Raw genomic sequence first — 24,447 nt, 5'->3', positions numbered from 1 at the left:
CATGGTTTTTCAATTTTTCTAGCTGCTGGAGCTTTTTCGGGGGTTTTTGATTTTTGGGACCCCTGATTTTTTTGGAGCCCCGGGGCCCGTCTCTAGAAACCCCTTTTACGGTATTCTTGCGGCCCAGCGGAGGGCCCGCTGGAGGATGGTGCGGACTACAGGATGTTCCCAGGTGCTGGGATTGTGACCGGGGGAAAAATAAAACACCCTTCCAAGCCCGTAGGGTTTTATCCAGCCAAGGGGGACCGAAAACTCTTCCCAGGTGGTATAAAACAAAGTCCGGAAAGGTCCGTGGGTTTCCAGAAGGTATAACTCATCTTCTAGCGAAAAGGGAACTAAATCGCTACTGATGTGGTGGATAGGTTCTTGAATCTGGATAGAAAAGGGCCCAGCCACAGGATGGGCAAGGAAGGTAGCCCCGATCATTCTGTGATAGGCCTCGGAGTTCAAAAAGGCCGCACTGGCACTGTGAATACCTACAAAGCTTTTTGGCGGCCCATACCGGTCTTGTTGCATGCCCGCCATGGCTTCCAGCAGGGACCGTTCATGAAGGGGGGAAAGGCCTTTCCCTGATACGCAGCACAGTACCACAGAAAAATCCCGGAGTGCGTCGGGTAAAAGGGCGTCCATATCCTCGGTGTACGTGGCGGTATACCCTTCTTCCTTTATAAGGCGCTCGAGGAATGGGTGGTATACCTCGAAGGGATGGTAGGGACTATCGGTTCCCCCAAGGCACAGGATGTTTACCATGGAAGGGGCTTTCCCTCCCAATCAATGTAGAGGGGATGTGTTTGTGGCATCCCTTCCTCTACGGTCTCCATGATGCGTTGGTATACTGCCCGGGCAGATTCGGCAGGACTAAGGGATGCTCCTTTCCCACCCATATCGGTTTGAACCCAGCCGGGATGAATAAGTCGAATTCGGAACCCCTCTTTGCCCAGGCGGTTCTGGAGAATCCGCATAGCCATGTTCAGGGCCGCCTTGGACATGCAGTAGGAATATTCCCGTTCCCGCCAGCAATTTCCGATGCTTCCTGCTTCGGAGGATATGGATATGATGGTTTTCCCCTGCCCTTTCTGGAGAAGGGGAAGCATGTGTTGCACCATCATGAGGGGGGCCACCGAATTCACCGCCAGGGTAGGAAGATATACCGAGAAATCAAGGGCCCCGATATCGGGGCGCCCCTGTTCTAGATGCACCGCCGCATTGTTAATGAGGATATCTATTGAGTCGGTCCACTGTTCTAGTTCTTTTTTTGCCTGTTTAATCTGGGCTTCCTCTGCCACGTCGCAAGAGATCGTTCTCAACTGGTGATTCTTTTGATACAGGCTTTCAAGATGGGCGAGATCTTCCCCTTTGCTTCGATAGGTGGCAAAGACCTGATGGCCCTCTTGTAAAAAGTGATGGGTAAGGGCAAGTCCCAACCCTCGATTCGCACCAGTGATAAGTACCTTCATAGGAAACCTCCTGAAGGGGAGACCCCTTTTTGGTGTTAGGGTATACCCTTTTTTTAAAATTGTAAATTATCAATTTTGTGGCTTTTAGAATAACCGATTCCCCCTTGCGATGAAAAAGCCCCCTCTTTATGATGGGGGTATTATGAAAAAATCCGTCGTTACCTATACCATTCCGGTTTTATTAGGCTACCTTCCCCTGGGGTTTGCCTTTGGTTTTTTATTAGTCGATGCGGGGTATCCCTGGTGGCTTGCGCCCCTCATGAGCCTTTGCATGTATGCGGGGGCTGGCCAGTATATTGCGGTGGGATTGTTTGCCGCCGGGGCATCTCTCTGGGAGGCCGTCCTGGTCACCCTGTTAGTGAATGCCCGCCATGTGGCCTACGGCATGGCCCTGTTACAGCGTTTTCCGGGTCGTTCCTGGCGGCGCCTCTACCTGATATTCGCCCTTACCGATGAAACCTTCGCGCTCCTTTCTTCTCTGCCGCTCCCCGCGTCCCCCGAAGAAGTCGAAACCTACCATAAAAGGATGTTCTGGATAGCCCTCCTGAATCATCTGTATTGGATTGCAGGGGGAACCCTCGGGGCCATCGCAGGGGCTCTTCTTCCCTTTAAGATTGAGGGCCTGGCCTTTGCCCTTACGGCATTGTTCATCATTTTGATGGTGGAACAGATATATCATGTTCGGCAGGCCCGGCCTTTTGTGGTGGCCGGCCTGGCGGCCATTGGGGCCCGACTTGTTCTTCCGGGACGGATCGTGCTCCTGGGGTCGATTGTGGTTGCCCTGGGAATACTGGGCTTGATGTATCGCCGCTCAGAGGAAAAAGGGGGCCTTCCATGTTGAGTCTTGCTCAGGCCCTGGGCTACACGGTGGTGATGGCCCTGATTATTTTTTGCTGTCGGGCCTTTCCCTGGATATTGCTGGCCCTGCAAGAAGTGGTGCGGTTCAAAGGGGCCCGCCGACCCGGGAAGGCCGTGACACCCCTTTCAGATACGGAAAAGACTGTAGAGGCGGGGGATATTCCTTCAGCCACGGAACCGGCTTTCTGTGGGGCAGAGGAGAGGAAATACCCTTCCTGGTTACCCTTTGTGGAACAGACGGTGCCTCCCACGGTGATGACCATCCTGGCCTGCACTTCTATCATGGATGGGCTCTGGCAAGGGCCACCGACCCCCTGGGCGACCGCCGGGGCGGCCCTTGCAACGCTGGTGCTCCATCTGTGGAGGCGGAATACCCTGTTGAGTATCCTCGGCGGGACGGGGCTGTTTATCCTGCTGGGGGTGGTGTTGGGGGGAAGCTGAAGGGACCCCTTCCCACGGTGAAGGGTTGCCCCATTCTGGAGTGGGGGGAGCGCCTGATCGCCTGAGCCGTGGGGAAAGGGTAGTGGCCCGGGCTGATAAGACCGGGCATAGGATAGGGTCGGGCGGCGAAGGAAGCAGGCGCGTGGGGGGAGCCGCGACGACTTAGGCGGGTCCCGATGGGGGCCAAGCCGGTAGGGGGCGGTGCGGTGCTCCCCCTCATTGAAAAAAACGCGGACAGAGGGCAAAGAGCGTCCCTGGTGCCTGTTGTTTCTCCGGTCCCTTGCCGGTGGGGCTATTTTTCTCTATTATTGGAATATGCAGATATATACGTTAGGGCATGAGGTGCTTCGGCAGAAGGCCCTGCCCGTACAGGATATCAACGATGAAATAGTCGCTATTGTGAAGGAAATGCGGGAGACCATGTATGCGGGGCGAGGTATTGGCCTTGCGGGTCCCCAGGTGGGTCTCTTGCAACGGATTTTTGTGGTCCACATAGAAGGGGATATCCCCCGGGTGTTTATAAATCCTTCGATTATCCAGACGTCTCCGGAATTAACGGAATACGAAGAGGGGTGTCTTTCTATACCGGGTCTGTATGGGGAGGTAAAACGGCCGGAAGCAGTAAGGATCCAGGCCTGGAATGAACGGGGTCGGCCCTTTACCCTCGATGCGGAGGGGCTCCTTGCCCGGGTGATTCAGCATGAGTACGATCACCTGGAGGGGATTCTCTTTATCGATCGACTGTCGGAGCCTAAACGGAAGAAGCTGCTTGCCCTGTATGATAAAAAATTGCGGGCCTAGATAGAAAGGAGTAGGGGTGGTGAGAATTCTCTTTGCATCCAGTGCCGCGATAGCTATTCCCTGTTTACGGGCCCTGGTGTTTGGGGAGGGAGGAGAACCCTCTCCGCCGGTGGTGCGGAGGCCCTGGACGGTGGTGGGGGTGCTCACCAATCCTGATAGTTCCCGGGGGCGGGGCGGGGTGGTCTTACCCACCGATATCGCCCTGGCAACGGAGGAGATAAATCAGCGGCTGGTCCTGGAGGGTGGGGAGCCCATTCCTATCTTGAAGTTTGAAAAACTTAATGGGGCTTCCCGAGAAGCGGTGGCGGCCCTTTCGCCGGACCTCCTGGTTTCTTTTGCCTATGGTAAAATTTTTGGTCCCAAATTCCTTGCCCTGTTCCCCTCAGGGGGAATAAATATCCATCCTTCCTTGTTGCCCCGGTATCGGGGGCCGACGCCCATTCCCGCGGCGATTTTGCATGGGGATCGGGAAACGGGTATTACGGTGCAACGGATCGCCCTGGAAATGGATGCGGGGGATATCCTTTTACAGGAGTCTTTTCCGCTCTCGGGACGGGAAACCACGGAGCGTTTGAGTTTCTTTGTGGCAGAACGGGCGCCGGGACTGCTTATCCAGGTGTTGCAGGATATGCTCGCCGGCAAGCTCCAGGGGATGCCCCAGGATAATAACCAGGCAACGTACTGTCATCTTATAAAAAAAGAGGATGGAAAGATCGATTGGTCCCGTTCGGCCCGGGATATTGATGCCCAAATTCGGGCCTATACTCCCTGGCCCCTGTGTTATACCCTTCATAAGGGGCAGCTTCTGTATGTGTTGGAGGCAGAACCGGTGGACGAAGGGGAAGGGGCCCCCGGTGGTGAGGGAAAACCGCCGCCTGGCGTCGTGGTGGGCGTAGACAAAGGAAGGGGAATATTGGTACAAACTGGAGAAGGACTTTTAGCGCTGCGTCGCTTGCAGTATGCTACTAAGAAAGCTCTGGATTGGAAGAGTTTCTTGAATGGGGCGCGGGATATGGTGGGATCCCGTCTTGGAGATAGTTGAGGGTATATGAAACTGTTTCAACGATTCGATATCGATTTTGACCCTGATGCGATGGAGACCTATCTTTCGAAGCATGGGCGGCTTTTCATTTCTGCCGCGGTGGCCCTCTTGGTGTTGATGGGAATCGTGGCGGTCACCGTCTTGGGCCTGGCCTTGCGGGGTGGGGAACAGACCATGGTTCCCAATGTGGTGGGAAAGGAACTCACCGCGGCCCTGTTGGAACTGCAGGCGAAGGAACTGTATCCCCGGATCCAATTACGCTACTCTAATAGCGCTACCGATAAGGGAACCATCCTGGAACAGGATCCCCGGCCGGGAACCATCGTGAAGGCGGGGCGGCGTATCCGTCTTGTGGTGAGTCGGGGCATGGTGGTAGATAAGGTAGAAAACTACATCGGACAGAACATTGACGATGTAAAGATCCATCTCCAGACCCTCTTTGCGACGGCGAGTCGCCCTCTTCTCTCCCTTCGGGAGCCGCCATTGTATAAGTATTCTTCTGAACCGGCGGGTACGGTGTTGGAGCAAAAACCTGAGCCCGGTACTAATATTGATGGGCCAACCCAGCTGGAACTGGTGGTGAGTCGGGGCCCAGAAAATGCCATGATCAAGGTGCCCGATGTGGTGGGCCTTCCCTTTGCGGATGCCCTGGAACGGCTCCGCCAGGCCGGTGTCTGGTTTACCTGTTCCAGTCGCCCAGTCGAGAACCGGGAAAATCCCGGGGCGGTGGTTTCTCAGCTTCCCGCAGGGCAGGCCGTTGTGGCGGCTAATACGGTGGTGAACCTGGTGATTGCCGAGCCGGCCTCTCTTCCGGAAGAGACGGTGTTTGGCATCTTTGCCCAGAATTTGCCCCAGTATCCCTACCCGCTGGAGATTAAACTTGAATCGATCAGTCCCTCCGGGGAACGGAAGCGGATTTTTGTTGGGCCCTGCCCTGGGGGTGATGTGACCCTTCCGTACCAGGTAGAGCGGGGATCGGTGCTGGTCCTGTCGGTGTTGAATCGGGAAGTTATCCGCAAAACCGTGGAGTAAGTTTCTGATAAGGGAGCCCGCGAAGAGGCGTTTGTCTCGGACTCTCGAACCCCTGTCACCCGAGGAAGTAAGGACCCGCCGGCAAAAGGCGCCTCATCTCTCCATGGGCCAGAAGGATGCAGGCTCCCAGAAGGGGGCAAAGGTTCCCCGCGTGGGTGCCCGAAAGGCGGAGGCTCCTTGGGGCGCTTGTTATTGCTGGCTTCTCGGACTGCTTGTGTTTGTCCCTGCCTCGGTGCGCTGGTTCTTTCTGGCACGGTAGCGGCCCCTATCAGTCTAGGGGCTTTGTGCAGGGCCCCGCAGGGCTTCCAGTACCGCCCGGGCTACGTCGGCTCGCTGTTCTACGTGCGGAAGAATTTCTTCCAGGGATGCCTTTCTTAGGTTTTCCAGGGAACCAAAGGCACGGATAAGGTGGATTGCCCGTTTTTCCCCGATGCCGGGGATCGCTTCCAGGGTGGAAAGCTGAAGGTCCCGACTCCGGAGCCGTTGGTTCAGGCCGGTGGCAAAGCGGTGGGTTTCGTCCCGGATGAACTGAAGAAGCCGCAGGGCCTCTGAGCGCTGATCGAGCCGAATAGGCGATGCGGCGGCGGGAAGCCACAGTTCTTCCTCCTGTTTTGCAAGGCCTACCACAGGAATAGAAAGGCCCAGGGCCGTAATGATGCTGTGAGCGGCGTTCGCCTGGCCGAGCCCTCCATCAATAAGAATGAGGTCTGGCAGTTCTGCCTCTTCCGCAAGGAGCCGCGAATACCGTCGGGAAAGGGCTTCCCGCAGGGCCTCGTAATCATCGATTTTTCCTTCCAGGGTACGGATTTTAAAGTACCGATAGTTTTTCTTATCCGGCCTTCCTCCCACGAATGAAATAAGGGATGCCACGGTGTGTCGGCCTCCCAGGTGGGCCACATCGAATCCCTCGATCCGATAGGGAAGGGCGGGCAATTGCAGGACCCTCTGGAGTTCTTCTAGGGCGGGGCCTTCTCCCCGTTCCCGGATGATTCTTATCAGTTCTTCCTTGGCGTTCTGATGGGCCAGGGCAAGGATGGCCCCGTGTCGCTGATCCTGGGAGAAGTATGCCCCTTTCTCGGCTGCCTCTTCGTTAGGGGTGATTTTTTCCCCCGCGGTGCTTTTTTCAGTGCCAAAGAAAAAGCCGGGGTGTTCATGGAATGCCTCGGAGAAGAAGCGCTGGACCTCCTCAAGGCCTTCCACCTTTTCCTGAAAAAAGATGAAGGGAGGGGGCCGGTGGGTGTCGTTGTAATAAGAAAGGAGAAACTGTTGTATCGATTCGCTGGTTTCGGCGGCGGAGCGGGTTCGGTACAATTCCCGGCCAATGAGTTTTCCTTCCCGCATGGAGAACACCGAAAAGACTGTGAATACCCCTTCGCTTGCCCAGGTAATGTAGTCCCGGGCCTGGGGGTCGAAGTCCACCACCGCGTTGGTGTGGGAAAGTTCTTCAATGTGCCGAATGGCATCCCGGTAGCGGGCCGCTTCTTCAAAGGCAAGGCGAGTTGCGGCTTCTTCCATTTTTTTCTGGAGGTCCTGAAGGAGTTTTTCTGTTTTACCGGAAAGCAACTCCCGAACTTGCTCGATGTAGGATGCGTAGGTTTGTTCATCAATTTTACCCGCGCAGGGTGCGCTGCATCGACCCATGTGGTAGTAGAGACAGGGGTGTTCCCGTTTTTTAAGGGTTTTGCAATGTCGCAGGGGAAAAAGGGTTTTTATGATGTCCAGAAGGTTTTCGAGGGCCCCCACATTGGGGTAGGGACCGTAATATTCAGATCCATCCTGGACAATGTAACGGGTTTTAAAGACCCGGGGAAAGGGTTCGTGGGTGATACGAACGACGGGGTAGGTTTTTCCATCTTTAAGGTTGATGTTGTATCGGGGACTGTGCTGTTTTATCAGGGTGTTTTCCAGGAGCAGGGCTTCGTATTCATTGGAAACCACAATGGTTTCTATGCTGGCAAGATGAGAAAGGAGGGTTCTCGTTTTAATATCCTTGGGGCCATTGAAATACGAGGCAAGCCGATGGCGCAGTACCTTGGCCTTCCCCACATAAATGATGTGCCCTTCCCGATCCTTCATCAGGTACACCCCGGGGTTCAAGGGGGCGCTCTTTACGAATCGTTTCAATTCGCTATAATCAAGGGTATTCGATCGATTCATGGCCGTAATGTTCCGATATACTATAAGATACGATAGATGAAGCGACAGAGCATAGCCCTTGGAGGGGTACTGGCAATTTCTTTTTTTCTCATGGTTCCGCTGGCGGTGGCCCAGCAGTATCCAGTTCTTCGTCTGGGTGGAAAAGAGGGGTGGTCCCTGGTCCAGGAACGGTGGGGAGTCCGGGAAGAAGTGCGAGGGGGCTCTTCCTTTTTGGTCCTTTCTTCGGTTTCTGAGGGAGCATCGCTTTCGCCTACGGTGGATCTGGCCCTTTCCTTTGATGAGCCGGTCCCATCTCAGTATCGAGATCAACAGGGGCGTTATGACCTGGTGGTGAGTTCTTCGGTGCTGGCCGGCGGCAGTTCCCAGGCCTGGCGCGGTGCCGGGGTAGCTGTCTTTGGGGCCCTGGAGGAAAACCAGGGAGGTGCCGGAACAAGCAGCGGAAATCCCCAGGGAAATCCCGGGGGGGGAAGCGGGAATATCCAGGGGGCGTTGGGGGGGAACTCTCTGACTGCTTCGGTGGGGATAAAGGTGTTTCCCCGTCAGGATGCTCTGTTTAGGGGCCCCCGGCGGATCGAGGACTTTTCTATCGAATTCTGGTTGTACCCCTATACGATGGAAAATGGGCAGCAAATTCTGGACTGGAGTGGTATTCATCAAAGGCCGGATGGGAAGCAGGTGTTCCAGCGGATCCGCTGCCAGATAACGAGAAATCGGTTGGAATGGATTTTTCAGGACTTCTTTGTCTCCCCCGATGAACGGCAGGGAACTACCATATCCCTGCGGGGTCTTACGACTCCCCTCCCTAAGAGCTGGTCCCATCATTTAATTCGTTATGAAGCAAAAACGGGTCTCCTGGAATACCTGGTGAATGGCCAGATTGAGGGGGTCGCGTATACCACCTCTACAGGTCGGGAAGGGGGTACCCTGTATGCTCCCCTGGTGGGCCGGAGTGGCGAATTCATCCTGGGGCAACGGTATACGGGGGCTATGGATGAGGTGGTCATTCACTCTGTCTATGTGGAACGGCCCGTGCTCTCCCGACTGCCTCCGGCGGGGGGCTATGTGGTGAGCCGGCCCCTTGATCTGGGGTTTCCCAATTCCCGCCTTCTGCGCCTCGATGCCATAGCCTATCCTAAAATAGAGGATCGGGGCGTTTCTTCCACCCCATGGCTGGCTCCGGAAATACGTCTCTATGTACGGATGTTAGATGCCCCGATTGAAGGGGGAGAAAAGGAATGGATCCCGGTTCGTCCCGGTATCCCGCTGGGTTCGGAGTTTCCTCGAGGCCGCTATGTGCAAATTCGGGCCGAATTCTACGCTTCTTCTGATGGGAAACAGAGCCCTTCCTTACAGGAAATACGACTTTCCTATGAGCCTGATAGGCCCCCACCGCCGCCGTCTCAACTGGTGGCTATTCCGCGGAACGGTGCGGTAGAGCTTCGGTGGAAGCCCAGCGCGGATACCGATGTGGCGGGATATGTGGTATACTATGGAATGGCCAGCGGAGAATATTTTGGAACCGATGCAGCGCAGGGCCCGTCCCCCATTCGGCTGGGACCTACAACGAGCGTGGTAATCGAAGGATTGCAGAATGGGCGGGTGTACTATTTTGCTGTGGCGGCCTACGATAGCGCCCAGCCTCCCCAGGAGGGAGAACTTTCTCGGGAAGTTGCTGCACGTCCCGGAAGGATTGAACCATGAGTTCCGTTGACATACAAAGCCTGTGGGAACGAGCCCGGGGTGCGTTTCGCCTGGGAGATTATCGGGAAGCGGAACGGTTGCTCCTCCTCTATCTTCAACAGAATCCTCCTTCGCGGGAAGCCCGCCTTCTCTTGGGAATTACCCTTGCAAAGGAAGAAAAGCACGCTGAGGCGGAGAAAATTTTTAAGGAACTCCTTGCAGAAAACCCCCGGGATCTGGAGGCCCTGAATAATCTGGCGGTAATCTACCGGCGTCAGGAACGCTTCACCGAAGCCTTGGACATGCTCGAAAAGGCCCTGGAACTCGATCCTGGCCGGGTGGAACTCCACTACAACATGGCCAATATTTACAAGCAGACCCACAACTACAAGGCCGCGGCCATGGCCTATGCCCGGGTGATAGAGCTGGATAACCGGTATATCCCGGCCTACAACAACCTGGGAACCATGTACGAAAAGCTCCACGAATGGGACCGGGCCTGTGAGGTGTACAAGAAGGGGCTTAGTTTAGATAGAAACAATCCAACCCTCCATTTTAATTACGGTATTGCCTTGGAAGCCCAGGGGCAGCTGGATAGGGCCGCCGCGGAATACGAGGCGGCCCTCCGGGCCCGGCCAGGCTGGATAGAAGCGATGAACAACCTGGCCCTGATTCAATATAAACAGGGCCATCATCGGGAGGCCCTGGAGGGTTTTCGACGGATCCTCGCTATCGATCCGGATAATGCGGAGGCCCACAACAATAGGGGCCTTATCTTTGCCGACGAGGGAAATTTTGAAGAGGCCATCCGGGAGTATCGCCAGGCCCTTGAACTGGATCCCCATTCGGTAAAGGCGGTGGTGAATCTGGAGTATGCCCTTGAATCGGTGGGTAAATTGGGTGATGCCCTGGTAGAACTAGAGCGGCTGGTAAAGTTAGTTCCCGATAGTATCGAAGTACGCCTTCGGCTGGCGTCGTTGTACCTGAAGTTACAGCGCTATCCTGAGGCGCTGGAACAGGCCGAGCGGGCCCTGGAATGGGACGAACGGAACGTTCAGGCCCTCCGGATAAAAGGGGTGGCCCTGCGGGCCATTGGAAAAACCAGCGAAGCCCAGAAGATCTTTGAAAAGATTTTACAGATAGATCCCACCAATTATTCTTTTTATCTTGACCTCGCGGATCTTCATTTTCAGAATCATCAGTACCCTGAGGCAGAACAGCGGTTGCTTTCCTATCTTCAAAAAAGACCCCAGGATAGGGATGCAAAATTCCTTCTTGCCCGGCTCTATGGAGAAATGGGGCATTATCCTCATGCCATCCAGATTCTAGAGGAACTGGTTCGCCAGAATCCCCATGATACGGAAGCCCTGGCGAGCCTTGCCCAGTTGCAGGAAAAAACGGGCAATGTGGAACGGGCCCTGCGAACGGTGGATGCCCTTATCAATCTCCAGGGAAAGCGGGCCACCCCCGAAGACATTAGTGATTTAAATGCCTCCCTTGAGATGTATGAAAAAATAATTCGCCAGTATGCGGGTTCCCTGACGGATATCTGGAAAAAGAACGTGAGCCGTTTGGCGGAACAAGTTCCGGAAGAAGAGCCGGAACTGGATACGCTGCTGTTGGGAACCACAGAAAAGGTGAGTATAGAAGAAGATGCGGACACCCTTTTTATAGAAGATGTGGAGACCATCGAAGAGCCAGAACCGGAAGAAGAAGAGGTTGTGCCGGAGGATACGTTCACCCTCCCCGAAGAAGAACCCCTTCCTCGTGATAGCTGGGCTGGATTAGTGGAAGGGTCCCCCCGGGAAGAAGGAGGGGAAAGGGAAGGGGCGCCTTTTTCCTCGGAAGGAGAACCGCCCGGAGATGCCGGCGCCGAGGCTCTTTCAGAGGACCTTCCCCCGAGACCCCCGCAAAAAGAAAGGGTGCCGCCGGAAAATCCCCCCGGGGAGTTCCCGGGACAGCCAGGTTCTTTTCCGTATTCGGGGAATATGGTCCCGCCAGTTTCCTTCCCCCCCATTGTTTCTTCCATTCCTCCCCAACCGAATATGGGCCCGGCGGCGTTTCCTCCCCTGGGGAGTGGGTCCCCTGCTCAGCCCTTTTCGGGGGTGACTCCTTCGAGTCCTTCACCTGCCCCGGCATATCAACTGTCTCCTCCTCCTCCTCCTCCGGGACCTTACCCATCGGCGCCTTCCCCCTCATATGGGCCGCCCCCTATGGCGGCGCCCCCTGTGCAGCCTCCTTCCTACACGCCCCCCGCTGATTTTCGACCAGGACCGTTGGACTATGCTCCGCCTTTTTCTCCCTCCTCTCCCGCATCGTCTCCCTCGGGGCGTCCTTCTCCTCCTTCCCGGGGAATGCCAGAAAAGGGCCCGAAAGAGCCTCTGTCTGAGCAAGAACCGTTGCCTATGAGCGACGAAGAGGAGCCCATCCTTCCGCCGTTGCCGGATATAGAGGAGGAAGAAGGGGACCTTTCGTTAGATGATATTCCTTTAGAAGAGATTGAACCCCTGGAAGAAGAATTGGATGGGGAAAATTGGCTATCCCCTGAAGATGAGGGAACAGAGACCCCACAAGCCCTGGAAGAACCTCTAGAAGAAGAACCCCTTTCGGCGGCGGAACTCTCCGATTCGGTCCTTGAAGAGCCCGAGGCAAACCTGCCATTAGAAACCGTATCTCTGGAACCGGAGGACCAAAGTGCCGAAGAACCGGAACTTTTACCAGAGGGAGAGGACAGTACGGTAGACCAACTAGAGCCTTTACCGGAAGCAGAAGAGAACCTGCCGGAATCGGAAAACTTCCCTGATGAGTTGGAGAATGCCCCGGAATACACCGAACCCTTGCCGGATGACCTCTTCCCTGAATTGGAAGACAGTGACCTCTGGGACGAGGCTCTTCTTTTTGAAGACGAAGGGGGCCTTCAGGACGTCCAGGAACCCCTTCCTCCTCTGGAGGAAGAGCCCCTGGATCTGGAAGCGGGGATGGAGGAACTTCCCTCCCTTGAGGATCTTCTCGCGGAAGAGAGAGAACTCGATCGATTGGAAAAGGAAGAGGAAGAAGCGGAGGGTTCCCCTATGCTTTCTGGCATTCCGATGGAAGAGGGCCCCCCTTCTTCTCGTGCCCCTGAGGGGGACTCTGCTCTGTCTCCTCTCTCTCAGAGGCCTTCCTTTTCTCCTCGAGAGGAGCCCCAATCACCTGTCGGCCCTGCTAGTAGGGTGCCCTCACCGGAGGAATCGGTGGGTTCTCCAAGTGTAGAGGCGGGTCCTGATACCCCTTCTTCTCCAACAGGAATATCCCCTGAAGCAGAAAGACCCTATGAGGGGAAGTCTCCTGCTCCACCGCCGTTGGAACTTTTCCGGTACCTTAAGGAACTTACGGAACAACTCCCGGAAGAGCAAAAGCGGGCATTTCAACGGAGCGAAGCCCGATTAAAAATGGAATATGTAATGGAAAAGCTCGAAGGACAGGGGGGCTTACTCAGAAAGGCCGAAGAGCGGATTATAAAAGAGAAAACGGAAGAAGTCCCGCGGGCTTCCCGGGGGGGTGCACAGGGGCTTCCGCCGGTTTCAGAGACCCTTCGGTATCTTCGATCCATGGCGGGGAATCTTCCGGATCCGGATCTTTCCCAGGTAATGGGGAAAAAATTGGAAAAGGTGTTAAAGAATCTGAATGGTAAGGGAGGAACCCGTGACACCTGAGGTTGAGCGAAAAATAGATAACTACATCAAAAGTATGCCGAGTCTTCCCACCACGGTGGCCAAGGTGCTGGAGGTCTGTAACAACCCCCGCACAAGCCCTGCCGATTTGAACCAGGTTATTTCCCTTGATCCGGTCCTGGTTGGACGGGTTCTAAAGTTGATTAACTCTGCCTACTATGGGCTTGGACAGCAGGTAACAAGCCTGGTACGGGCTATTATCATGCTCGGTATCAACACGGTGAAAAACCTGGCCCTATCCAGTGCGGTCCTGCGGAATCTTACCAGTCGAAAGGACTTCCAGGCCCTTGAGATGGATGGGTTCTGGCGTCATTCCCTCTGTGTGGGAGTGGCCGCAAAGATGATAGCTAAGAAGCGGGGGGTAGACCCTAAATTGATGGAAGAATACTTTGCGGCGGGATTGCTCCATGATATTGGAAAGATACCCTTTAATGCGGTGTTCCCCACTGAGTATGTGAATACCCTGGCTATCGCAGACCGGGAACGAATTTCCCTTCATGTGGCGGAACAGCGGGTTTTTGGGGCCGACCACACAGAGGTAGGACAGCGAATTGCTAAGGCCTGGCGACTTGAGGGGGCGGTGGGTGATACGATTGCCTATCATCATGCCTATCAAGACTATTCGGGCCCGTATAAAGATGTATTGTACGGTGTGGTCGTAGCCAACCGTTTTGCGAGTATGATGGAAATCGGGTTTTCTGGGAATCGGTACCCCGAAAAACTTGACGGGGTAGTATGGGAATATCTGGGAATTGACCGAACCATTTTTGAAGAGATTGAAGGACAGGTGAATAAGGAGATAGAAAAGGCCCAGGTGTTTCTTAAGATTGAGTAGGACCGGGCCTCGTCCTGACTGGTGTACCGGGAGGAACGATGTTTACTGTACGTTTTTGGGGAGATCGGGGATCGATACCCTGTCCGGGACCGATGACGGTTCGATATGGGGGGAACACGTCCTGTTTAGAAATTCGGGCCGATGAGCGCCTTATCATTGTAGATCTGGGAACGGGTATCAAGCCCCTGGGCGATTGGCTTATGGCCAATGATTTTAAGAAGGGCCCCATCGATGCGGATATCTTTATCACCCATACCCACTGGGACCATATCATGGGGTTCCCCATGTTTACGCCCATTTTTATTCCCTCTACACGGTTGCGGATCCGGGGTCCCGTTTCGTACGAGGATGAGACCCTGGAGTCGATTATTGGGGCTCAGCTTTCCTATCGGTACTGGCCGGTTCGTCAGAGTGAACTGGCGGCCCACATCGAATATGATCAATTAAAAGAGACCACCATCGATCTCGGTGGGGGACTCCGGGTGATTACCAAGTATCTGAATCATCCTATTTTGTGCCTGGGGTATCGCTTTGAATACCAGGGGCATTCGATTGTTACCACCTATGATCATGAACCCTTCCGGAACCTTTTCCCCACCGATCCTGACGATCCTTCCTATAACGAAGATGCCGCCCGGGAAGGGGAACTTGCCGCTAAAGAAGAAAACGAAAAGGTGGATCGTTTCTATCAGGGGGCGGATGTGCTTATCCATGATACCCAATACACGAAGAAAGAGTACGAGACGGGTAAGGTTGGCTGGGGCCATAGTTACTATGAACATGCTATTAACGCGGCCCATCGAGCCCGGGTGCGGAAACTCGTTCTGTTTCACCATGACCCCAACCGGACCGACCGGCAACTTCAGTATCTTGAAAGCCAGTATCAGAAGATTATAGCGGGGCGCACATCCCTTCAGCTTATGATGGCCCGGGAGGGACTTGTGGTCCGGGCCGATGAATAGGCTCTTCTTTATCCTCTCGGTTAACCCTTGAGGGGAGCGCCGGGATTCAAGAAACTTTACCCGGCGACCCACTAATTTCCCGATTTAGCCCATGAGGGCAACTATTTCATTGGTGGGGCCCAGCAATTCAGGGCGCACCAGGTTGTCCTGGAGTTTTGTACCGTTGAGGTATACCTCTTTAACCCCTTTGCATACCCCCTGCGGATTTTCTACGCGGATGGTAAGGTTTTTCCCCCGGAACCGCCGTTCCACCGTAAAGCCCTTCCAATGAGAGGGAATACAGGGATCGATGCGAAGCCCCTCATATTCGGGCCGAATGCCGAGGATGTACTGGGTGAGGCTGTAATAGGTCCAGGCTGCCGCCCCGGTAAGCCAGGATACACGGGTGTTCCCTGGGCGGGGTGAATAAATGGAATAGGTTGTCTGGGCCTGAACGTAGGGCTCGCTCTGCCGGATTTCTGCCCGGTCATTATAGGCTGCCGGTAGGGCCGCTTTACAGTAGGCATAGGCCTGGTCCCCATGGCCAAGCAGGGTTTCTGCGATGATTCCCCAGCCCTGGGTGTGGTTAAAGATCCCCGCATTTTCTTTTATACCCTGCAGGAATACCACCGCCCGCATGACATCCACCGTGGTTTTCCTAAAGGGCGGGGCACAGAGCATAAGGCCGTATGGTGTGGCAAGCTTTTCTTTTACCGTAGCCATGGCTTTTTCTGCCTGCTCTGGGGTGGCGGCCCCTGAAATTACCGCCCATACCTGGGTATTCAGGTACACCTGCCCTTCTTCGTAGTCCTTGGTTCCATACACTGTTCCATTTTCTGTGATAGCCCAGATAAACCAGTTTCCGTCCCAGCAGTGTTTTTGAATAGCCCGATCGATCTCGTCCCGCTTCTCCAGGGCCCATTGTTCTTCCTGAATTTCCCCGAGCCGATGGGCAATGTCCGCGTACACCGTCAGCCCCAATCGGACCTGAAAGGCCACAAAGAGACTTTCTCCCCGATATCCCAGCCGAAGACAGTCGTTCCAGTCCGCCGAAAGACCACAGGGGATGCCGTGGGCCCCCCGCCGTTCAAGGTTGAACAGCAGGGCCCGCTTCAGGTGCCCGAAGACGGTATCGGAGCCCTGATCCGCGTAGGGAATAACCTTCTTGTAGAAATCGAAATCCCCCGTTTCTGCCACGTAGGCGGGCACCGCGTTGAAAAACCAGAGACAGTCGTCGGACCGGAATTCCTCTGCCGGCGGGGCCTTTTCATGACCCGGCCGATGCTCAAAGGGCTTGATCACCGGAATTGCCCCGCCATTGGATAGCTGGCCCGAGAGCATCAATTCGAGCCGTTCCCGGGCCATTTCGGGAATGGCCGCGACAACCCCCAGAATATCCTGCACAGAGTCCCGGAAACCTAGCCCATCCCGTTCCCCGTTGTACACGAGGCTCGCCGCCCGGGACCAGGCAAAGGTGATAAGACAATTGTACAGGCCCCACACATTCACGGTATGATTGATATCCTCGTCGGGGGTGTGGACCGTCATGCTTCCCAGCCGCCCATGCCATACCTTTTTGAGGGCCCCCAATTCCTGTTCGCACCGTTCAAGACTACCGTATTCTTGATATCGTTTTTTCCCTTCCGTTCGGGCATCACCGATACCAAGCATCACCAAAAGGGTTTTGCTTTCTCCCGGTGCAAGTTCCAGCTCTACCTGAAGGGACCCACAGGCATTGTCCCCATAGGCCTCTGAATTCCCGCAGGAACCCCGTTCCAGGGCCGCAGGACGCTGGTATGAACCGTAGGTGCCGATAAAGGATTCCCGGCTCGTATCAAAGCCCGCAAGAGGAGCCCCCACCAGGGTCATCCAGGCATTCATCCCCGCATCGCCGGGGTTATCCGGATGTTGCTCGTTCAGGTTGTCGTGGATTGAAATACGAAGAAAGGCCCCTTCCCGTTGTCCTTTAACGATGAAGAGGGAATATTGCAGGTTCACCTGGTCCTGTTCAGTAATCCACTGGTTGGTAAATTCACAGTAGGTGAACACCGAAAGTCGTCGGGGGGTAGGACCCTCGTTTTTCAGGGTAAGACGCCAGTATTCAAAGGTCTGTCCCAGGGGAATAAAATAGAGGGATTCTGAGCGGATCCCCTTATAGACACTTTCGATGGTAGTATAGGCAGTCCCATGGCGACAGGTGGATTGATACTCGCTTAAAGGTTTGCCAACCGGTTGCCAGCTGGCACTCCAGTAATCGCCGGTGTCCCGGTCACGAATATAGAAGTATCGCCCCGGTTGGTCCATGGGAATGCTGTTGAAACGGAGCCGTAAGTATCTTCCCCGGGCGCCGGATCGGTAAAACCCATAGCCCCCGGCGTTGTTCGTGATGACCGCTCCAAAGGTCGTATCTCCCAGATAATTGCTCCAGGATGTGGGGGTGTCGGGACGGGTAATCACGTATTCCTTGTGTTCATCATCAAAGTAGCCAAATTGCATGGGACCTCCTTTGTTAAGGCAAAACGTCTTTCGAGTAACTGTGATGGACTGTTCATCTTCCGTATAGTGTTAGGCCGGAAACCGGTTTTTTGTCAAGGAGTTAATTGAAAAATGTAAACTAAGGCGGAACATAACGGGGGCAATTAGAAATACTGGAGCAGATAGCCGTTTCCTTTGCGGTCATTGTTTCGGGCCAAATCCCGCTTATTTTGTTAGGATACTTAATAAACCGTTTTTCTTTCGATGAATTTTTGAGCAACGAACCCTTACGGTAAATTTACTATTATCTACTCTTACTTCTAAGCTTTGAGAATATATTTCAAGTCCCGCGTCACTCTGTATTTATATAATGGTATCCGTAAGATGCGGCAGGTAGATTTTAGTATCATTTTTTATCATCCCTATCCGTTGGATCGGGGTAGGCCCAGGGGGGTATCATGTCTGTTTACTTACCAGTTTCACTTTAAAATATTCTTGAATTTAAAGTTTTAAAGAAAGAACCCCATAGAATTTTTACGGCTCCTTAGGTTTTACCGTATAAGAATACCGGAAAGAAATCGTCAGACCTTCGAGGGGCTGTGCCATATTGTGACTTAGGTCCAGGGAAAGGGTATGTTCCTGGTCAGTGTACCACAGGCCACCACTCAGGCGAGCGTCGTAGTTCATAGTTGTAGAAAGCCACTGGTCCCCTGAGCGGGGTGGAAGAGCAAGTCCCTGGATCAGGCGAGTCTGCAGGGCAACCGACCGGTTTATCAACATCATGAGGCCCGTAGTAAGTCCAACAGAGAAAGGTTCCCAGTAGGGAGTTCCCTCACGGCTTCCCGGGAGGCTTGTTCCAAGACGGAGTCCCAGCGTAAGGCTTATCGGATCGGTGTAGCGGGTATACTGCCAAAAAATGTCCACGTAGTGAAGGAGGCCTCCGGTCTGAATGGTATCGTCTTGGGCTGCGACCCCTTCGTTTACCCCCGTAGGGAAAGTCCAGCTTGTTCCAAGACGATGCTCTCCCCGGTTCGTATGACCTATCCAGGTAGCTTCTATGTTTGCATCTCCCTGAACAATGACAGGAGAAACCATATCAGTGGTAGTAAGGGGCAGGCGGAGATAGAGAGGAAAGCCAAGGGATAAGTACCAACGCTGGTTGAGCAGGAGATCTGCCGAGGATTCAAGACAAAGTATCGCCTGGGTATCTCCCTGCATGATGGGAAGCACTGTAAGTCCTGCGCCCAGGGTACTTTGCCAGGGTCGCTTTTCTTGAACCGCCAGACGGTTGTGGGGTGCTTCCTGGCTTTCGAGGGAAGGGGCTAGACGTAATAGCCATATCATACCAAGAAAAACCCGATAGGTGGCGAGAAGCCTTGTGAAAGTTCTCTGATTCATCGGTATCCTCCTCGATGGATCCTCGAAAGGAATTGTAAACTTTCTTCCCGTGAATGGGCTTCCTGTACTGTTCTTTCAAGGGCGGGTTGGTTTTTAAGAAGCGTGGGATGCTGGACCAAAAGAGCATAGCCCTGCCACCGGGAAAGGAGAGCGTCCCGGCTAAGCCAATACACCCCCTCTGCGGGATCGGCAATCACGAGGAGGTCCTCCTCTGCCGCAAGGCAGAGCACAAAGTGTCCCTCCTGGTCTGCAAAATGGAGAATGAGCGGAGCGTAAGACCGAGCGGCCTTTACAAGCTGGTCATAACTAAAACGAAAGCCCCTGGATACAAAACCATGGCGGGCCAAAAGATCCTGCATATCCTTAAAGGAGATGGTGTAGTCCTCTTCGTTTCTTCCGGTGTCGCTTGTATGGGGCTGCTCCGAGGATGGCCTCATACTAAGCCATTCAAATACGAGAGTTTCTTCTGAAAGGGAATAGTTCCAGTAGCGGGACACCAGGTCCGAAAGGACTGAAAGGCCACAAGAGGTATCATAACCCTGCTCGGCCACGTCGGAGAAGCGCAGGGTTTCAAGACTCTGCACTTGCTGAAGGAGTAAAAGAAAAGAAAGAATCCCCGCCATAGTACCTCCAGAATGACACAAAATAATTTTTTGACTTGACAATAACACGGGGGGGGGGGGGTATAATCAAGTCATCTTCTGGCCAGAAGTACAAAATTTTTCTGGAGGTGCTATAATGAAAAAGGTAATTGCGTCTTTACTGGTGCTGTTATTAGGTGCTAGTATGGTGATGGCGGAGATGCCTGTTCCGGGATCGGCGCCCCAACAGACTGCGGCCGCTGTAGCCTTCGCGGATGTAGAGGGGATAGCGCTGGGGGAACAGGATAGTGCAGCGGTGAAAGGGGGAATGGGTCAGCGTGATCTAAACAGGGATTATGAAAAAAAAGAAGTGACCATTGTTCGATCAATCGATATAGGTTTTTATAAAGAACAAGTGACCGAAAAGTGGGTAAAAAAAGAGTCAGCTAGTAGTACTAGCAACAGAAACAGAGATAGTATCTCTGGTGAGAAACGTAAAGGTGGGAGAATAACCTATTAAAAAGTTTTTTGATAGTCTAAGCTCTCTAGTAATCAAAACTTCTAGAGAGCTTATCTTGGTTAAAGCTCATTTGAGGTCTAACTATAATGAAAATAAAACACGTTCTCTTCTTTTTCATAATAGTGTTCTTAGTACTATTCTTTGTATTAATAATCGGGAGCTATATACCCTATCCATGTAGTGGTGGTAAATGGGAAAATATAACCTCTAATTCATCATTTACAAACCCTCTAGAAAAAGATAAACCTATAGTTATCGAAGCACTATTGGGTTCAAAAAAAATACATTTACTTATCGATACTGGATCTACCGATAGTTACCTTTTATCCTATGTAATTGATGGTATAAAAATAAAAAAGAATCAATTTCTTTTACCTATTTATTATAGTGGTTCTCGATTGAACATAAGATTTTATCCACGAATTGTAACTTACGAACCTTTTGTTATTGGTCCTTACAAGGGAGAAGAAATAGAATGGTTTGTAGATGATAAAAATATTGCTTTGTCAGAATATTCAAAAGCGGTTGGCTATGCCATCGATGGAGTTATCGGTAGAAACATCTTAAACAATTTTATTATGATTCTTGATTTTGAGAATAAGAAAATGCTTTTGCTAAGAAATAAAGAAGAAATACCAATCTATAATGCAACGTTAGTAACAACAGTGCCGATTAGTCAAACCTCAGAAATTCCAATAATACTTGAAAATCATGATGATCGTATGCTAATTGACACGGGAAGTGATGGATATGTGTTAAAATATGAATTTGGTTTACTATTATCAAAAGAAAGAGCAGAAGAAAGAACTTTCTATACATCAGGTAAAGAAATAAAACATGTTGTTAAGAAAGATATAATCGATATAAGGATTGGAAACATAGTAGTAACTTATTTTCCAGTTTACAGAATAGTCTCGTTTAAGAATTTTTTTTCGTACCAACAACTTTTAGCTGGCATGGAGTTTATTTGCCAGTTTAATTGGATTTTTAATTTTAGAGATAGCGAGGTTACCGTTATTGTTCCTAATAAGAGAAATTAAATTCTTATATTCAATTGTAAAGGAGACAAATTATGCAAACAATAAAAGAAAAGTTCAAAGAGCCTGTAACAAATTTTGTGTAAACGGTTATACTACTTAAAGAGATTTACGGAGTTGATGTATTCCCCGAACGCATTAGTCATGCTACTGATTCAGTAAAAGAACTGCTGGATAGCTGGCGAAAGAGAAGCCGTGAGCCGATCTATCCTATCGTGTTTCTCGATGCATTGGTTCTCAATGAGAGATGATGGCAAAAAGGTGTATACGGCAGCTAGTGAAGAAGCTGCTGCGCAAGAGCTTGAGCAATTTGCCCAACGGTGGGATTCGAAGTATCCCATGATGTCCCGCTCCTGGCACAACCGCTGGCCAGAGCTTATCTCCTTTTTCAAATACCCAGAACCAATCCGTAAAGCAATTTATACAACCAACGCCATATAGTCACTCAATTACTCAATCCGAAAACACAAAATTCGGGATGGCTCCTGAATACATTAAAAATAGTAAATATTCCTTAGGCGTATAGGATCTCTTCTGCTACCAGCAAACCGTTTGATTTCATTTACTATTCGCCCTATATCCTCCTCGAGTTCTTCCTCCTCTTCCGTTAGTTGAGATGGAGTAATTTCATCTTGAAGTATATTTCTTAAATATAAATAGCGATCATTATAGGTAATCTCGATTTCTGAGGATCTACCAACATAATAGGTTTCAAATCCAAAATCCCATCCATCTGGAATTATGAGGTCGTACTTATGTACTGTATTTCTTTTACTAAAGATGTCCGAAATCGCCTTGTCTTCATCGAAAGGGATTGCCTCAAATGATCCAAAATAGGTAAGACCTATGTTGTCCAGATTGGTAATATAGCAATCTACATTTCGTGGAACACCATCAATCTCATGGGAAACATAGAAAACAATATCAATAGGCGGATTGTTATTATATGTGCTTCTATTGCTTATTCTTAAACCAGGTAGCGGTTCAGAGTAAGGTATGTCTTTCGAGACAGCATCGAGTTCTCTTATTTTATTGAGAACTATAGAATAGACATCACTATTTTCAGTTGTGTTTTCACTAATAACCTCTTTATTTGGTCCTTTGGTTTTTTCTGAGCTCTGGGTTCCACAACTGCACAGCAAAACTATGCTCGCCAACATTCCTTCCAATATTATCTTCATTGGTATGTCTCCCCTCTATAAAACAAAACCATTATACGAACCCTCTCTATACTTCCTGTAGGATGAAAAAAATAGACCATCTTTTTTGTGCCCATCGGGTTCGGTTCGTTTTTTTATTATAATGGATCTCGGGATGACTGAATACCCCTCTATTTATTTTTCACCGGCCGATTCGGCCATGGGGTCCCTAGGGGCCCCTCCCTTTCCCTCGAAAGGAGCGACACACCTTTCGACTTCCTTTTGTTCCTTCTTTCCTTCTGGTTTTGACTTTCTCTACTTGTCTAAGCTTTTTTCATTGGGTATCCTTATCTTCCCACTATGATACGAACGAATAACCTGCGGATCGTTTCTGAAACGCCGCTTATTTCGCCAGCAGAATTGGCCCGGGAAATCCCTATGACGGATGAGTCTGCCCGGGTGGTGTTTGAGGCCCGTCGGCAAATTACCAACATTATCCATGGCCAGGATCGACGGCTCCTTGCCATTGTGGGCCCCTGTTCTATCCATGACCCCGAGGCCGCCCTGGACTATGGTCGGCGCCTTGCGGAATTGGCAAAGAAGTATGCGGACCGGCTCTGTATTGTGATGCGGGTCTATTTTGAAAAGCCCCGGACCGCCCTGGGCTGGCGGGGACTTATCGTGGACCCTAACATGGATGATAGCTACGATATTGCCCGGGGACTTCGACTTGCCCGGCGCTTGCTCGTACAACTGAATGATATGGGGCTCCCCGCGGGAAGTGAGATGCTGGATCCTATCATCCCTCAATATATTGCGGAACTCATTTCCTGGGCCTCGATTGGAGCCCGTACCACCGAATCTCAGACCCACCGAGAGATGGCCTCGGGGCTTTCCATGCCCATCGGGTTTAAGAACGCCACCGATGGGGACGTGCAGATTGCTATCAACGCTATTGTAGCCGCCAGTAGCCCCCATTCGTTTGTTGGTATCGACAAAGAAGGGACCACCATTGTGATGCGGACCACGGGAAATCCCGATTGTCATCTGATCCTCCGGGGAGGGAAAGGGGGCGCCAACTTTGATCGGCTCCATGTGGCAGAGGCGGCGGAACGGATGAAAAAGGCGGGGTTACGCCCCTCTATCGTAATTGATTGTAGCCATGGGAATTCGGAGAAAAAGCCGGAACGGCAGGCCCTGGTCCTGCGGGACCTTTTGGTGCAGCGAAGGGAGGCAGATTCCCCTGTGGTGGGGTTCATGCTGGAAAGTAACCTTGAACCGGGCTGTCAGAGTCCTGCACCGGGGGGAGAGGGGCTTCGCTATGGGGTTTCTGTAACCGACCCCTGTATCGGATGGGACGAAACGGCGGCCCTGCTGGAAGAAGCCTGGCTTGCCAGTGATCCCACCCTTACCTGGCGCTCGGAAGGTCGGCGGTGAACCATCTTGTCATATTTACCGATGGGGGCTGTTCGGGAAACCCTGGGCCCGGAGGCTGGGCCTACTGCCTTGTAGACGATGCGGGTACCCTGTTGGAGGAGCGCTGGGGCGCCGAGCCCCAGACAACAAACAATCGGATGGAACTTTCCGCTACCGTGGCGGCCCTGACCCGAGTCCTTGAGCGGTCAGAATTCCAGGGGCTCCCCATCACACTGTACACCGATTCTCAGTATGTTCAAAAGGGTATCAGTGAGTGGATTCAGGCATGGAAAAACCGGGGCTGGAGAACGAGTAATAAGGAGCCGGTTAAAAACAGGGATCTCTGGGAAGAATTGGATCGCCTCAATAGCCTTCTTGTTATTTCCTGGCGGTGGGTAAAGGGCCACGCCGGGAACCCTTACAACGAACGGGTAGACCGCCTTACCCAGGAGGCTATTAAAAGCTTAGGGGATGCCGTGTAACTAATCAGAGCCTTTCCGAGACGACAGTTAGACTCTCAAAAGTTTAGCGTACGCCCGTGTAACCTATTGCAGTAGTGGGGCAGGGGATGATGAGCCCCCTTTGGGCGTTCGGGCGTTTTTGCAATCTTCCCTGGGTGTTATTCGAGGGATGGAAGCGCTCCCTGCAGCAGTTCAATAAGCTTTTTGGCCTCTTCTTTCGTGAGGGTAATACCCTTCCCCATTTTTTCGTGATCCGGGGCCCAGTCCCGGATGTCGAGTTTAGGGGCCCGACCATTCCAGGAAACCAGGTTGAGTTCCTTTTTCCATCCTCCCCGTTCTTCCGAGAGCACCCCGAAGGTTTTAAGAATTTCGAAGGTAATATCTGCCATGGAAACTCCTTACGGTCAATTCTGACCTATCTGTTTATATTTTGACAAGTAGGCGCACTGCCTCATTATTTTTC

Annotated in this window: 21 protein-coding genes and 1 pseudogene; 14 read left to right on the top strand and 8 right to left on the bottom strand. The window is 52.3% G+C overall.

What is annotated here, in order from left to right; translation table 11 throughout:
• Positions 1 to 105: 105 nt before the first annotated feature.
• Together C5O22_RS11045 and C5O22_RS11040 are read right to left on the bottom strand one after the other, a co-directional pair.
• Positions 106 to 750 (bottom strand): ThuA domain-containing protein, encoded by a 645-nt coding sequence (locus tag C5O22_RS11045; RefSeq protein ID WP_132781803.1) that lies wholly within the window; start codon positions 748 to 750, stop codon positions 106 to 108.
• Complete coding sequence (locus C5O22_RS11040; protein ID WP_132781801.1) at positions 744 to 1,457, bottom strand: SDR family oxidoreductase; 714 nt, start codon at positions 1,455 to 1,457, stop codon at positions 744 to 746. The genes C5O22_RS11045 and C5O22_RS11040 overlap by 7 nt, the downstream gene beginning before the upstream one ends.
• Before the next feature lie 142 nt (positions 1,458 to 1,599).
• On the opposite strand from C5O22_RS11040, the gene C5O22_RS11035 reads away from it, so the two are divergent.
• The 5 genes from C5O22_RS11035 (at position 1,600) to C5O22_RS11015 (ending at position 5,631) form a co-directional block, all read left to right on the top strand.
• Positions 1,600 to 2,298 carry an AzlC family ABC transporter permease gene (locus tag C5O22_RS11035; RefSeq protein ID WP_132781800.1) on the top strand — a complete coding sequence of 233 codons (699 nt, stop codon included), beginning with the start codon at positions 1,600 to 1,602 and terminating at the stop codon, positions 2,296 to 2,298.
• Positions 2,292 to 2,756: an AzlD domain-containing protein gene (locus C5O22_RS11030; protein WP_132781798.1), complete on the top strand. Its 465-nt coding sequence runs from the start codon at positions 2,292 to 2,294 to the stop codon at positions 2,754 to 2,756. Before C5O22_RS11035 ends, C5O22_RS11030 begins: the two co-directional genes overlap by 7 nt.
• A gap of 315 nt (positions 2,757 to 3,071) precedes the next feature.
• Positions 3,072 to 3,557, top strand: coding sequence for a peptide deformylase (gene def, locus C5O22_RS11025; protein WP_132781797.1), 486 nt, complete (start codon positions 3,072 to 3,074; stop codon positions 3,555 to 3,557).
• 19 nt (positions 3,558 to 3,576) lie between these two features.
• Positions 3,577 to 4,599 (top strand): methionyl-tRNA formyltransferase, encoded by a 1,023-nt coding sequence (gene fmt, locus C5O22_RS11020; RefSeq protein WP_132781795.1) that lies wholly within the window; start codon positions 3,577 to 3,579, stop codon positions 4,597 to 4,599.
• 6 nt (positions 4,600 to 4,605) lie between these two features.
• The gene (locus tag C5O22_RS11015) at positions 4,606 to 5,631 is read left to right on the top strand and encodes a PASTA domain-containing protein (protein ID WP_132781794.1); all 1,026 of its coding nucleotides are present in this window, start codon (positions 4,606 to 4,608) and stop codon (positions 5,629 to 5,631) included.
• Positions 5,632 to 5,904: 273 nt separating this feature from the next.
• Here the strand turns inward: C5O22_RS11015 and uvrC are convergent, their stop codons facing one another.
• Entirely contained in the window at positions 5,905 to 7,788 is a 1,884-nt protein-coding gene (gene uvrC / locus C5O22_RS11010) for an excinuclease ABC subunit UvrC (protein WP_132781792.1), read from the bottom strand.
• Positions 7,789 to 7,824: 36 nt separating this feature from the next.
• On the opposite strand from uvrC, the gene C5O22_RS11005 reads away from it, so the two are divergent.
• The 4 genes from C5O22_RS11005 to C5O22_RS10990 are packed head-to-tail and all read left to right on the top strand — an operon-like array spanning position 7,825 to position 14,978.
• The gene (locus C5O22_RS11005; protein WP_132781791.1) at positions 7,825 to 9,489 is read left to right on the top strand and encodes a fibronectin type III domain-containing protein; all 1,665 of its coding nucleotides are present in this window, start codon (positions 7,825 to 7,827) and stop codon (positions 9,487 to 9,489) included.
• The gene (locus C5O22_RS11000; RefSeq protein WP_132781789.1) at positions 9,486 to 13,163 is read left to right on the top strand and encodes a tetratricopeptide repeat protein; all 3,678 of its coding nucleotides are present in this window, start codon (positions 9,486 to 9,488) and stop codon (positions 13,161 to 13,163) included. Before C5O22_RS11005 ends, C5O22_RS11000 begins: the two co-directional genes overlap by 4 nt.
• Positions 13,153 to 14,016, top strand: a complete 864-nt coding sequence (locus C5O22_RS10995; RefSeq protein WP_243692930.1) for an HDOD domain-containing protein — start codon at positions 13,153 to 13,155, stop codon at positions 14,014 to 14,016. The genes C5O22_RS11000 and C5O22_RS10995 overlap by 11 nt, the downstream gene beginning before the upstream one ends.
• Positions 14,017 to 14,054: 38 nt before the next feature.
• Positions 14,055 to 14,978, top strand: coding sequence for an MBL fold metallo-hydrolase (locus C5O22_RS10990; RefSeq protein ID WP_132781785.1), 924 nt, complete (start codon positions 14,055 to 14,057; stop codon positions 14,976 to 14,978).
• A gap of 84 nt (positions 14,979 to 15,062) precedes the next feature.
• Here the strand turns inward: C5O22_RS10990 and C5O22_RS10985 are convergent, their stop codons facing one another.
• The 3 genes from C5O22_RS10985 to C5O22_RS10975 form a co-directional block, all read right to left on the bottom strand.
• Positions 15,063 to 17,453, bottom strand: coding sequence for a glycoside hydrolase family 94 protein (locus tag C5O22_RS10985; RefSeq protein ID WP_132781783.1), 2,391 nt, complete (start codon positions 17,451 to 17,453; stop codon positions 15,063 to 15,065).
• 513 nt (positions 17,454 to 17,966) lie between these two features.
• Entirely contained in the window at positions 17,967 to 18,830 is an 864-nt protein-coding gene (locus C5O22_RS10980; protein WP_132781781.1) for a hypothetical protein, read from the bottom strand.
• Positions 18,827 to 19,453 carry a cysteine peptidase family C39 domain-containing protein gene (locus tag C5O22_RS10975; RefSeq protein ID WP_132781779.1) on the bottom strand — a complete coding sequence of 209 codons (627 nt, stop codon included), beginning with the start codon at positions 19,451 to 19,453 and terminating at the stop codon, positions 18,827 to 18,829. The genes C5O22_RS10980 and C5O22_RS10975 overlap by 4 nt, the downstream gene beginning before the upstream one ends.
• Positions 19,454 to 19,568: 115 nt before the next feature.
• Here C5O22_RS10975 and C5O22_RS10970 point away from each other — a divergent pair, with 115 nt between their 5' ends.
• From C5O22_RS10970 to C5O22_RS13820, 3 genes and pseudogenes are all read left to right on the top strand, one after another.
• Entirely contained in the window at positions 19,569 to 19,931 is a 363-nt protein-coding gene (locus tag C5O22_RS10970) for a hypothetical protein (RefSeq protein ID WP_132781777.1), read from the top strand.
• A gap of 86 nt (positions 19,932 to 20,017) precedes the next feature.
• A complete protein-coding gene (locus C5O22_RS10965; protein ID WP_132781775.1) occupies positions 20,018 to 20,971 on the top strand; it encodes a hypothetical protein in 954 nt (317 codons plus the stop codon).
• 95 nt (positions 20,972 to 21,066) lie between these two features.
• Positions 21,067 to 21,406, top strand: a pseudogene (locus tag C5O22_RS13820) (transposase); the annotation flags it as partial.
• 56 nt (positions 21,407 to 21,462) lie between these two features.
• On the opposite strand, the gene C5O22_RS10955 reads toward C5O22_RS13820, so the two are convergent.
• Positions 21,463 to 22,149, bottom strand: coding sequence for a hypothetical protein (locus tag C5O22_RS10955; RefSeq protein WP_132781773.1), 687 nt, complete (start codon positions 22,147 to 22,149; stop codon positions 21,463 to 21,465).
• Between the two features lie 318 nt (positions 22,150 to 22,467).
• Between C5O22_RS10955 and C5O22_RS10950 the strand changes: the two genes are divergently transcribed.
• Together C5O22_RS10950 and rnhA are read left to right on the top strand one after the other, a co-directional pair.
• Positions 22,468 to 23,544 carry a 3-deoxy-7-phosphoheptulonate synthase gene (locus tag C5O22_RS10950; RefSeq protein WP_132781771.1) on the top strand — a complete coding sequence of 359 codons (1,077 nt, stop codon included), beginning with the start codon at positions 22,468 to 22,470 and terminating at the stop codon, positions 23,542 to 23,544.
• On the top strand, positions 23,541 to 24,005 hold the full coding sequence (gene rnhA / locus C5O22_RS10945; protein ID WP_132781769.1) for a ribonuclease HI: 465 nt from the start codon (positions 23,541 to 23,543) through the stop codon (positions 24,003 to 24,005). Before C5O22_RS10950 ends, rnhA begins: the two co-directional genes overlap by 4 nt.
• A gap of 137 nt (positions 24,006 to 24,142) precedes the next feature.
• Here rnhA and C5O22_RS10940 read toward each other — a convergent pair whose 3' ends face one another.
• Positions 24,143 to 24,373 (bottom strand): YdbC family protein, encoded by a 231-nt coding sequence (locus C5O22_RS10940; RefSeq protein WP_132781767.1) that lies wholly within the window; start codon positions 24,371 to 24,373, stop codon positions 24,143 to 24,145.
• Positions 24,374 to 24,447 lie beyond the last annotated feature (74 nt).

It is taken from the genome of Treponema sp. J25, from assembly GCF_004343725.1.
GTDB lineage: Bacteria > Spirochaetota > Spirochaetia > Treponematales > Breznakiellaceae > J25.
Note: the sequence above shows the minus strand (reverse complement) of the source record. Positions and strands in the feature narration are given on the sequence as shown.